This window comes from Ochrobactrum teleogrylli, from assembly GCF_006376685.1.
In the GTDB taxonomy this organism is placed as follows: Bacteria; Pseudomonadota; Alphaproteobacteria; order Rhizobiales; family Rhizobiaceae; genus Brucella; species Brucella teleogrylli.
In genome coordinates, this window is record NZ_VEWL01000004.1 from 303,371 (window position 1) to 314,693 (window position 11,323).

The window sequence follows — 11,323 nt, forward strand, 5'->3', positions numbered from 1 at the left end:
GCCTTGCGCGCCACTGGCACACAAGCCCCGAAACAAGCTGGTCATTTTCACCACCGTCTAAAGTTGAGTTTTCTACTCTCCTTATGTATGGCTATAAGATGACGTCAATCATCATGTTTTAGAAACTTTCCAAGTTTCAAAAAACGCAACTGACGAGGCAGGCATCGGAAATGGCGGATAAGCGGGCGAAGAGCGCAAAACCGGCGGAAAAGGCCGAAAGCGATGGCGCCAATCCTCGTCTGGGGCAGTTGCGGCTGCTGATTGCGCTTGATGCACTTCTTGTGGAAGGCAGTGTCGGTGGCGCGGCCAAGCAGATGGGCTTGAGCATTCCGGCGATGAGCCGTCTGCTGGGGCAGATCCGCGACCATTTTGACGATCCAATCTTTGTCCGCTCCGGTCGCGCCATGATCGCGACGCCAAAGGCGGAAGCATTGCGCGGTCGCTTGCGGCGTTTGGCGAATGAAGCCGATGCCTTGATGAAGCCCGATGCAGAAAACGCGCATGTGTCAGCCTGCACCGGACATCATGGATGGAACCGCAGCGCTATCGTTACGCCGCCGCCACTGACCATCCGCAAGGTGACGGATCTGGAGAACCACCCGTCGGCGGAATATACCGCCGCGCAGTTCGCCGATATCCAGAGCGAGAACGACCCGACGCGGCGGCTGGCCAAATATATTGCCGTCGTTGGCCGCAAGGTGGGGCACACCCGTCCGCTGGAACTGCATGAGGCGGAAGATGCCTTCACGACCATTTTCGCGGGCGAAGCGGACCCGATGCAGATCAGCGCGCTGTTGCGCCTGATCCATTATCGCGGGCTGACCGCGCCGGAGCTTGCAGGCATGGCGTGCGCATCCGCGCGGTTTTATGCGGCGGGAACGAGTATCAACACGCCTGCGCTGGATTGGCCCGCCTATCTGTCTCCCAATTCTTCGCAGTCGCCATGGTTCATGCTGTCTGCACTGCTCGTCGCGCGCGCCGGTTACCCGGTGCTGATGCATGGCAGTTGCGGTGTCGGCGAACTGTCCGGCAAACTGGAGATTGCGGCGGAAGCGATCAACATGCCGATTGCCACATCGCATGAACTGGCGGAAAGTGCGCTCAGAGCGCATGGCATATGCTTCATGCCGATGGCGGGTTTTGCGCCGCAGGTGCAGGCGCTGCTGGCGCTTTATCCGCTGTTCGAGTCCCGTTCGCCGGTGAACAGTCTTGTCCACCTCCTGAACCCGTTGGGGCTGAAATCGTCATTTCTCGGCGTGTCGCAACCCGCTTATCGCGAGTTGCATCGCGATGCTGCCGTGCTGCTCGACATGCAGTCGGTTTCGGTCGTCTCGACCAGCCGCGATGTGGCGGAACTGGTCCCGCACCGCAAACACACCATATATCGCCACGTGCAGGGGCATTCCAGCGCCTTGCAGCTGCCGACGCTTTCGAAAGCCAGCAGCGACAAGCATTCCAGCCTCAGCTCTTTTGAATATTGGCACGGTGTTTGGAGTGGCACCGCCACTGACGAGCGCGCCGAAAGCATAGTCATCGCAACGGCAGCCATGGCCATGATGACGGTATCCGCCGCTGATAATAACAGCTATGATGCGTTCCACCAGAAAGCCGCAGCCATGTGGCGCAACCGTCATTCGGCTAATACACAAGTCGAAAATCGGTAGGGGTTAACCCCAATATCTAGACCGCATCCTCCGTCCTATTATCCCCCTGTCAAGCAAATGGGGAGGATTTGCCGGAGGAGCGATACGTGCGAACTGATGGGCCAGGTTCTGGCACCCGTTCTGCCACGACCCACCCATCCAGCGTCCTTTCAAGCTGACTCACCACACCACCGCTTCAAGGCGTGCAGTGCGCGTATCCGCGCCGGTCAAGCCTCCCCATTTGGCGTGTGGTGCGGCGACCTGAGGAAGATCAGAAAGGACCCACTATGTCCAAGAAGAAATGCGCGATCATCGGTTCCGGCAATATTGGCACGGATTTGATGATCAAGGTGATGCGCACGTCGAAGAATATCGAGATGGGCGCAATGGTCGGTATCGATCCGAATTCGGATGGTCTGGCACGCGCCGCACGGCTCGGCGTACCGGTCACCCATGAAGGCATCGACGGCCTGATGCGTATGCCCGAATATCGCGATATCGATATCGTGTTCGATGCAACTTCGGCCAAGGCGCATCTGCACAATGATGCGCTGCTGCAAAAGGACGGCAAGAAGGTCATCGACCTGACGCCTGCCGCCATCGGCCCCTTCACCATTCCCGCCATCAATGGCGACGCCAATATCGACGAGCCCAACGTCAACATGGTCACATGCGGCGGTCAGGCGACGATCCCGATGGTCTATGCCGTCAAGCGCGCCACCGACCGCGTGGTCTATGGCGAAATCGTCGCTTCGATCTCGTCGCGTTCGGCTGGTCCCGGCACCCGCGCCAATATCGATGAATTTACCGAAACGACGTCGAAGGCAATCCGTGAGCTGGGCGGCGCTGAACGCGGCAAGGCGCTGATCATTCTCAACCCGGCAGAACCGCCGCTGATCATGCGCGATACGGTGTTTGTTTTGTCGCAAGGCGGCAGCCGCGAAGCCATTGAGGCTTCGATTGCCGAAATGGTCAAGACGGTTCAGGCCTATGTGCCGGGCTATCGCCTGAAACAGAAAGTGCAGTTCGAAGTCATCGGCGATAATGCGCCGGTTCGCGTGCCGGGCATCGGGCTCGTCTCGGGTCTCAAGACGACCATCCTGCTCGAGGTCGAAGGCGCTGCACATTATCTGCCCGCCTATGCCGGCAATCTCGACATCATGACATCCGCTGCATTGGTCACCGCTGATCATTGGGCAGCAAAAGCGCTTGCCAAGGAGGCTGCATAATGGCCCGCTCCAATCCCGATAAGCTCTATGTTCAGGATGTCACGCTGCGCGACGGCATGCATTCGATCCGCCATCAATACACGCTGAAGGATGTCGTCGCGATTGCGAAGGCGCTGGATGCCGCCAAGGTGGACGCGATTGAAATCACCCATGGCGACGGCCTTGCCGGTTCGACCTTCAATTACGGTTTTGGCCTGCATGACGATGTCGAATGGATCGGCACTGTTGCCGACGCCTGCGATCATGCCCGTGTCACCGTGCTGCTCATTCCGGGCATCGGCACGGTGCATGACCTAAAGGAAGCGTATAACGCCGGTGCGCGTTCGGTTCGCGTTGCGACCCATTGCACCGAGGCCGATGTATCACGCCAGCATATCGAGGCTGCACGTGAACTGGGCATGGACACTATCGGCTTTCTGATGATGTCGCATATGGCCGAGCCGGAAAAGCTGGTCGAACAGGCGAAGCTGATGGAAAGCTATGGCGCGGAATGCGTCTATGTCACCGATTCGGCAGGCGCGCTGTTGCCCGAACAATATACGCTTCGCGTGAAGGCGCTGCGTGATGCGCTGCAGCCTGAAACCGAAATCGGCGTTCACACCCACCACAATCTGACGCTTGGTGTTGCCAATGCCGTTGCCGGTATCGAAGCGGGCGCTGTTCGCGTCGATGCATCGCTTGCGGGCATGGGCGCTGGCGCTGGCAATGCGCCGCTTGAAGGTCTGATCGCCGTTCTCAACCGCAAGGGCATCGACACGGGCTGCGATCTCTATGGTCTGATGGATGCAGCCGATGATCTGGTGCGTCCGTTGCAGGACCGTCCGGTGCGGGTGGATCGTGAAAGCCTCTCGCTTGGGTATGCGGGCGTCTATTCGAGCTTCCTGCGTCATGCGGAAAACGCCTCGAAACTCTATGGCGTCGATACGCGCGAAATCCTCATCGAACTTGGCAAGCGCCGCATGGTCGGCGGCCAGGAAGACATGATCATCGATGTCGCGCTCGACATTCTCAAAAACAAGGCCGCATAAGCGGCCCACTCAGGAGGAAATGCTATGACCGTCTTGGAGGGCGCGGCTTCTGCACGCGTAGAAAAAGACACTTTGATTACCGATGGCGATCGCCGTCGCGCGCTGATTGGCAGCGCGGTAGGCAGCACCATCGAATGGTATGATTACTTCCTTTATGGCACCATGTCGGCCATCGTGTTCGGAAAGCTGTTCTTTCCGTCCGATGATCCGGTGACCAGCCAGCTTCTGGCGCTTGCCTCTTTCGCGCTGGCTTTCCTAATCCGCCCCATCGGCGGCATCGTGTTCAGCCATATCGGCGATCGTATCGGACGCAAGAAAACGCTCGTCATCACTCTGTCCATCATGGGCATTTCAACGGTGTTGATCGGCCTGATGCCGACCTATGCCACCATCGGCGTCTGGGCACCGATCATCCTGACGCTGCTGCGTCTGTTGCAGGGACTCGCGCTCGGCGGCGAATGGGGCGGCGGCGTGCTTCTGGCGGTGGAATATTCCCCGCGTAACAGGCGCGGCTTCTATGGCGCTGTGCCGCAGACGGGCGCATTGTTCGGTCTGGCGCTCGGCAATCTGGTGACGTCCGGCCTTGCGCTCGGCTTTTCGGAAGAAGCGTTCCTGTCCTATGGCTGGCGCATTCCGTTCGTGCTGTCCATCGTGCTGGTCGCCATCGGTATGTGGATCCGCAACACGGTTGATGAAACCCCGTCCTTCAAGCGCGTGGCTGCGGCCAACACCGCCAAGAAAGTGCCGTTGGTCGAAACACTGACCAAGCATTGGCGCGCGGTTCTGATCGTCATCGGCGCGAAGTTCATCGAAACCTCGACCTTCTTCCTGTTCGCAACCTTCACCGTGTCCTATCTCGTGGGACTGGGTTTCGAGCGCGTCCATGCTCTCAACTCGGTGCTGATCGCCGCATTGATCGCTGTTCCGGTCATGCTCTACTTTGGCAGCCTGTCCGACCGCATCGGTCGCAAGAAGGTCTTCCTGCTCGGCACTGTCGCCATGGTCATCTATACGGTGCCTTATTTCTGGCTGCTCAATCAGGGTTCGTGGGTCGTGGCGACGCTTGCCGTCGTGATCGGTTTTGCCATCATCTGGTCGACCTATGGTTCGGTACTCGGCACGTTCTTCGCCGAAAGCTTCCCGGCAGATGTCCGCTATACCGGCGTGTCGCTCGGCTATCAGGTGGGTGCAGCTATTGTCGGTGGTCCGCTGCCGCTGATCGCAACGGCTCTGCTTGCCAAATATAATGGCAGCTATCTGCCGATTGCTGTGTTCATCGCGGCTTGCGGTGTGATCTCTCTGGTCGCGGTAGCCTGCACCACCGACAGAAGCGGCCAGCATCTGGACGACTGATCCTGATCTGCAAAATTGAAGAAGCCGGCTTATGCCGGCTTCTTTTTTGAGCTTTCGCTGAATGACAGTTTCTGGCGAACCAGCTCCGCCACATTCGTCACCTGCATTTTTTCCATCACGCGGCTGCGATGCACTTCAACCGTCTTGATGCTGATATCCATCAGATCGGCGATCTGCTTGTTGAGCTTTCCCGCCACGATATATTCCAGCACTTCTTTTTCGCGTTGCGTCAGGCTTTCATAGCGGCGGGCAAAATCATCCGCCTGCTGGCGCAGCCTTGCGTTCTCCCGCGCCTTGGCGAGACAGAATTCGATCCGCTCCAGTACATACTTGTCGTCGAGAGGCTTTTCGATGAAATCCACCACACCGTCGCGGAAGGCCGTGACGGCCATCGGCACGTCACCATGACCGGTGACGATGATTGTCGGCAGATCGACGCCAAGCGTTCGCAGGCGCCGGTGCAGTTCAAGACCGGTTATGCCCGACATGCGCACATCGGCGATCACACAGCCGGACATGTCCGGGGATGCGGCATCCAGAAAAGCTTCCGCCGAATCGAAAGCGCGGACAGTGTACTGGCTCGATTCCAGCAGCCAGACGAGCGAATCCCGAAAGGCCTCGTCGTCATCAATGACATAGACCGCTTCGCTCATACGGCTTTTTCCCCAAGCGTGCCGCTGACAGGCAGCGTGAAATGAAAAGCTGTCCCGCCGTCCGGATTTGGCTCCGCCCAGAGCCTGCCGCGGTGGAATTCCATAATCGAGCGGCAAATATTGAGTCCAACGCCCATGCCTTCGGCCTTGGTCGTGTAGAACGGGTCGAATATCTTGCGCATCTCGTCTTCCGCAATGCCTTGCCCGAAATCCAGCACAGCTGTTTCCACCTCCTGCCCGTCAGGACTGATTCTGGCCGAAACGACGATATCGCGCCGTGGCGCTGGCACGGCTGACGTGGCCTCGGTGGCGTTTCGCAACAGATTGAACACAACCTGTTCGATCATAACGCGGTCGGCCAGTACGGTCGGCAGGTCTTTCGCTATATCGACCTTGATCTTGAAACCGCGCCTGCGCGATTCAATTTCGGCGATGGATGCGGTCTCCTCGACGATCTCCCGCAATATTTGCGGCTGCGGGGTCGGCTCGCTGCGGCGCAGAAAATCGCGGATGCGCGACACGATACCGGATGCGCGGCTTGCCTGCCGTGACGCTTTCTTCATGGCGTCGAGCAGTGCGGCGCGGTCGTCGGTGCCTGCTTCCAGCCGCCGCACCGATCCCATGCAATAATTGCTGACCGCAGCCAGCGGCTGGTTCAGCTCATGGGCAAGGCTGACGGCCATTTCGCCCATCGAAATCAGCCTCGCCGTCTGTTCGAGCCGAAGGGCGCTGTCGCGCTCGAAGGCAAGTGCGGCTTCCCGCTCAGCCTGCACTTTTGCTTCCTGCTCGCGCATCTTCGCCTGCAAAACCTCGAATTCCTCGCCGGTTTTCTTGAAGATTTCCACGGCGCGCGCAATATCGCCAATCTCGTCGCGGCGATCCTGATCCTTGACGGTCAGATCGTATTTGCGACGGGTCAGTTGCCCGATTACCGCTGTCAGTCGCCCGAGCGGTCGCGTGATGCTGCGCGACAGGAGAATCAGAAGCGCGGTGGTGACAACGGCGATGGTGGCGAGAATCCCGCCTGCGCGCAGCAGCACGGCCTTGGTTTCACTATCCACATCTTCCAGATAAATGCCCGTCGCGATAAACCACCGCCAGGGCTCGAACGGCATGACATAGGCCATTTTCTCGCCGCTCACATTCGTATTGGGCTTGGTGAATTCATAATGCACCACGCCGCCGCCGGACTTGGCGGTGTCGATCTGCATCTGCACGTAATGGCGGCCTTCGGAATCGACCAAGGCGGAAGCGTCGGTGCCTTCAAGATCGGGCCGGATCGGCAAAAGCACGGAATTGCCGTCGAAATCGTCGATGAAGAAATATTCGTCATTGGCATAGCGCAGTTTGCGCAGCGTCTCGACGGCATTTTGCTTGGCGGCAGCTTCGCTGATTTCGCCGCTTTGGAAACGATCATATTCTTCCTGAATGATCTTGCGACCGATTTCCGTCAGGTTGCGAACCATGGTGACACGGTCATCGATCATCTGTTCGCGCAGCGCATGCACCGTCACGGCGGCCATGACCAGAAGGCCGATCAGGCTGACAAGGCTCGACAGAAGAAGTTTGGAACCGATACCCAGTTTGATTCTCATCACGCCCATTCGCAGCAGCCGACGGGGCAATCTGCCCGCAATTCCCGTTTCCACGCACTGTTGCAGCAGCGCGGCGCTGTTGGCAACCGGCAGTGCACGCGGATTTTTCCGATGCCGGGGTCTATCAACTTTGTGTCATTTGCCCTAGATCATCCAGGAATACGATACAGATTATCAGCCGTTGTCGTCGGAATAGTGCGACAACCAAATATGCCGGGTTCCAGCCTGTTTGCAGTGCATGCCTCCCAATGCCACGCGACAGGCCAGCTGGTTGCATTTCTGAAGGGCCTAAAATGGAAAAAGCAGATATCGGAATGGTCGGTCTTGGCGTGATGGGTTCCAACCTGGCGCTGAATATAGCCGAGAAAGGCTACACGGTGGCTGTCTATGATCGTGACGAGCCGGTGCTGAAAGCTTTCCTCGATAAAGCCGGTCCGCTACGCGACAAGATCATCCCCTGCGCCACTTTCGAGGCGCTTGCGGAAAACACGCGCAAGCCGCGTCCGTTCATCTTCCTCATCAAGGCGGGCGCGCCTGTCGATGCCGAAACGACTCGGCTGAAAGCTCTTCTCGAGAAGGGCGATATCATGATCGATGCGGGCAATTCCGATTATCGCGATACGGTCCGCCGCCTCAAGGCTCTTGGCCCGAATGATCCGACCTTTGTTGGCATGGGCGTTTCCGGCGGCGCGGAAGGCGCACGCCATGGCCCGTCGATGATGGTGGGTGGAACGCCGGAAGCTTATGAGCGCATCGCGCCGATCCTTCTCGCCGCCGCCGCGAAATATAAGGGCGAGCCATGCTGTGCGCTGGTCGGTCCAGATGGCGCGGGCCATTTCGTCAAGACGATCCACAACGGCATTGAATATGCCGACATGCAGATGATCGCCGAAATCTACGGCATCCTGCGCGACGGTCTCCGCCTTTCGGCTCCGGCCATTGGCGATGTGTTCGAAAAATGGAATTCAGGTCCGCTCGATTCCTATCTGATCGAGATCACCGCCAAGGTTTTGAAAACCACCGATCCGGAAAGCGGCAAGGCGATGGTCGATATGATCCTCGACGAAGCCGGACAGAAGGGCACCGGACGCTGGGCCGCCATTGAAGCGCAAATGATGGGCGTTCCGGCAACGGCGATTGAAGCTGCGGTCGCCGCGCGTTCGCTTTCGTCTTTGAAAAGCGAGCGTGAGGAAGCCGCGAACATCTACAAGCCTGCGCCGCGCACGCTCGACGTTGCGGATCACACCAAGTTCCTTGCCGATCTGGAGCAGGCATTGCTTGCTGGCAAGATCGCTGCCTATGCACAGGGCTTTGCCGTGATGGATGCCGCGTCGAAGGAGCATGGCTGGAACATTCCGCTGGCCACAACGGCCCGCATCTGGCGCGCTGGTTGCATCATCCGTTCGGAACTGCTGGACGATATCGCCCAGGCATTCGAGGGCAATGAAAGCCGCAACCTTCTGCTGGCTCCGGCTTTCGTGGAGCGCATGCAGAAGGCGTCGAAGGGCCTGCGGAACATCGTTTCCAAGGCTGCGATTGCTGGTTTGCCGGTTCCCGCACTTGCATCAGCGCTCAACTATTTCGACAGCTATACGCAGTCGCTTGGTACGGCGAATCTCATTCAGGGCCAGCGCGATTTCTTCGGTTCGCATGGCTTCAAGCGCATCGACAAGGATGGCGATTTCCACGGCCCTTGGGGCGAATAATCGCTTCCAACACCTACTGCTTAAAAAAGTCGCCCAGTTGGGCGGCTTTTTTCATGTCGCATCCAGATATGGCTTTAAAGGCATATCGTCATGGGTAGGAACGGTTTGGCGTTCGATCATGTGATGGATGCGGGGAGGGCTGTCGCCACGATGCAACTCATCAAGATGTTTTGCAATCTCGGCATCGGCATGGGTCAGCCGCTGGCTGTGGCGGATATATTCGATCCAGGTCGGCACATGATAGCTTTCCGTCCAGACGCTCGGGTTTTCGAGATCACGCAATAACACCCATTGCTTAGCTCCGTCGCGAATTCTGGTGCGCCGCCGCAGCGCCATTGTGGCGAGAAATTCCGGCACGTCTTTCTGGTCGATGGAATAATCGACCATCACCATGATAGGGCCGCTGCGGGCGCGCAGGTCGAGCTGCAGTTGCGGCTCGCTGAAGGCGTTCGTCGGATCAAGGTTCAGCGATTCGAAATTGGGCTGGCGCAAGATGAAGCCGAGCAGCCCGCCGACAATCAGCACTGCGCTCGCGATGAACAGCGCACCCGATACGCTGTGCAGGTCGGCCAGTTGCCCCCAGACCCAGCTACCCAAGGCCATGCCGCCGAAGGTTGCCGTCTGGTATAATGACAACGCACGACCGACGACCCAGCGCGGGGTCGAAAGCTGCACAGTCACATTGAACAGCGAGAAAGCCTGCACCCAAGCCATGCCAGCTGGCATCAACAGAAGGCAGCTCAACCACACCCGGTTACTCATGGCGAGGAAGAAGCAGCTGACAGCGAGCGCAAAGAATGCGCCGCGGATAACCCATTCGTTGCTGAGAATATCGCGCACCCGGCCGATCAAAAGCGCGCCACAGATCGCGCCGAAGCCAAAAAAGCCGAGCATGATGCCATAGGTTATGGCGGTGCCCTGCACCTGATCGCGAGCAACGAGTGGCAGGAGTGCCAGAATCACCACAGCGCTAAAGCCGAAAGCGAATGAACGCACCATCACCTTCAATAGATTGGGCGACATGGTGACATAACGAAAACCCGCCGACATGGCGCTTCCGAAGGATTCACGTGGCAGCGGGCTGCGCGGTGTCACTTTCTTCCAGCGGAAAAGCGCGAAGATCAGGGCAAAATAGCAAAATACGTTAAAGAGAAAGGCAAAAGCCGCACCCGCCGTCGCGACAATGATGCCGCCAATGGCCGGGCCGATACTGCGCATGAGATTATAGCTCATGCTGTTGAGCGCCACTGCGCCCGGCAGATGTTCACGAGGAACAATGTCGCCCATCGAAGCCTGCCAGGAAGGATTATAGAGCGCGCCGCCACATCCGATCAAAAAGGTGAGGCTCAGCAACAGCCATGGTGTCAGTGCATTACTATAAGAGAGCAGCGCCAGCATCGCCGAAAAGCATAGCATCATCATCTGCGCGATAAGCATGATGCGTCGGCGGTCGTAATTGTCAGCCAGCGCCCCGGCGGCGAGCGAGAAAATCATCACCGGCAGCGTCATCGATGCCTGGACCAGTGCCACCATCCCATGAGATGTGGTCAGACTGGTCATCAACCAACCGGCGGCGACGCCTTCGATCAGTCCCCCCAAATTCGATACCAGCGTGGCAGACCACAGCGAGCGGAACGTCCGGGACTGAAAGGATTCGAGCGGAGAGGCGCTTTTGGGCATGGCGTTTTCTGCATCTACGGGCTTGTCTTCGATCCCCTGGAAAAGAGCACGAAGAAAGCGCATCGGCGGGATGCAAACCACGGTATAATGAATTGCCCGCTACGGGAATAAGCTAGTGCGGTTCCGCCATCACTGAACAAAACAGGATGAAATATCCCGTCGTTCTGGCTCTGGCCCGGTGAAGTGGGCCAGCGCTGGCGTATTCGAGACGCTCTTCCTTACTATGGCGCTATGAACGACGCTGTCCGCGCTTTGCAGAATCGGGTGTCCATGCAGCTTAATAAGGAGTAAATTTCGATCCTTATCCCTGTGGAAAAGAAAATCGCATTTTTATCGAAAGCTGTGTTGACAGTTTGTGAGTGCGGGGCCTATATAGCGCCACAACGAGGGCGGCGACGCTGCTAGCGGCAGGTTGCTTCGTCCTTGAGTTCTGGTG

8 protein-coding genes are annotated in these 11,323 nt (G+C 58.2%); 5 read left to right on the forward strand and 3 right to left on the reverse strand.

Annotated elements, in window-relative coordinates; all coding sequences use genetic code 11:
• Positions 1-170 precede the first annotated feature (170 nt).
• The 4 genes from FIC94_RS09845 (at position 171) to FIC94_RS09860 (ending at position 5,253) form a co-directional block, all read left to right on the forward strand.
• On the forward strand, positions 171-1,664 hold the full coding sequence (locus FIC94_RS09845; RefSeq protein ID WP_121539459.1) for a glycosyl transferase family protein: 1,494 nt from the start codon (positions 171-173) through the stop codon (positions 1,662-1,664).
• Between the two features lie 266 nt (positions 1,665-1,930).
• The gene (locus tag FIC94_RS09850; protein ID WP_140024742.1) at positions 1,931-2,872 is read left to right on the forward strand and encodes an acetaldehyde dehydrogenase (acetylating); all 942 of its coding nucleotides are present in this window, start codon (positions 1,931-1,933) and stop codon (positions 2,870-2,872) included.
• Positions 2,872-3,900, forward strand: a complete 1,029-nt coding sequence (gene dmpG / locus FIC94_RS09855; RefSeq protein WP_140024743.1) for a 4-hydroxy-2-oxovalerate aldolase — start codon at positions 2,872-2,874, stop codon at positions 3,898-3,900. Before FIC94_RS09850 ends, dmpG begins: the two co-directional genes overlap by 1 nt.
• A gap of 24 nt (positions 3,901-3,924) precedes the next feature.
• Positions 3,925-5,253 (forward strand): MFS transporter, encoded by a 1,329-nt coding sequence (locus FIC94_RS09860; protein ID WP_140024744.1) that lies wholly within the window; start codon positions 3,925-3,927, stop codon positions 5,251-5,253.
• Between the two features lie 29 nt (positions 5,254-5,282).
• Here the strand turns inward: FIC94_RS09860 and FIC94_RS09865 are convergent, their stop codons facing one another.
• Both FIC94_RS09865 and FIC94_RS09870 read right to left on the reverse strand, forming a co-directional pair.
• A complete protein-coding gene (locus tag FIC94_RS09865) occupies positions 5,283-5,906 on the reverse strand; it encodes a response regulator transcription factor (protein WP_140024745.1) in 624 nt (207 codons plus the stop codon).
• On the reverse strand, positions 5,903-7,501 hold the full coding sequence (locus tag FIC94_RS09870; RefSeq protein WP_180917942.1) for a cache domain-containing protein: 1,599 nt from the start codon (positions 7,499-7,501) through the stop codon (positions 5,903-5,905). The genes FIC94_RS09865 and FIC94_RS09870 overlap by 4 nt, the downstream gene beginning before the upstream one ends.
• Before the next feature lie 293 nt (positions 7,502-7,794).
• Here FIC94_RS09870 and gnd point away from each other — a divergent pair, with 293 nt between their 5' ends.
• A complete protein-coding gene (gene gnd / locus FIC94_RS09875) occupies positions 7,795-9,207 on the forward strand; it encodes an NADP-dependent phosphogluconate dehydrogenase (RefSeq protein WP_140024747.1) in 1,413 nt (470 codons plus the stop codon).
• 51 nt (positions 9,208-9,258) lie between these two features.
• Here the strand turns inward: gnd and FIC94_RS09880 are convergent, their stop codons facing one another.
• Positions 9,259-10,887 carry an MFS transporter gene (locus FIC94_RS09880; RefSeq protein ID WP_140024767.1) on the reverse strand — a complete coding sequence of 543 codons (1,629 nt, stop codon included), beginning with the start codon at positions 10,885-10,887 and terminating at the stop codon, positions 9,259-9,261.
• Positions 10,888-11,323: the final 436 nt, after the last annotated feature.

Excerpts from the sequence above, each read along its gene's own strand:
- FIC94_RS09865 (WP_140024745.1), bottom strand. The coding sequence starts at position 5,906 with ATGAGCGAAGCGGTCTATGTCATTGATGACGACGAGGCCTTTCGGGAT.
- FIC94_RS09845 (WP_121539459.1), top strand. The coding sequence starts at position 171 with ATGGCGGATAAGCGGGCGAAGAGCGCAAAACCGGCGGAAAAGGCCGAA.
- FIC94_RS09870 (WP_180917942.1), bottom strand. The coding sequence starts at position 7,501 with ATGAGAATCAAACTGGGTATCGGTTCCAAACTTCTTCTGTCGAGCCTT.
- gnd (WP_140024747.1), top strand. The coding sequence starts at position 7,795 with ATGGAAAAAGCAGATATCGGAATGGTCGGTCTTGGCGTGATGGGTTCC.
- FIC94_RS09860 (WP_140024744.1), top strand. The coding sequence starts at position 3,925 with ATGACCGTCTTGGAGGGCGCGGCTTCTGCACGCGTAGAAAAAGACACT.
- FIC94_RS09850 (WP_140024742.1), top strand. The coding sequence starts at position 1,931 with ATGTCCAAGAAGAAATGCGCGATCATCGGTTCCGGCAATATTGGCACG.
- FIC94_RS09880 (WP_140024767.1), bottom strand. The coding sequence starts at position 10,887 with ATGCCCAAAAGCGCCTCTCCGCTCGAATCCTTTCAGTCCCGGACGTTC.
- dmpG (WP_140024743.1), top strand. The coding sequence starts at position 2,872 with ATGGCCCGCTCCAATCCCGATAAGCTCTATGTTCAGGATGTCACGCTG.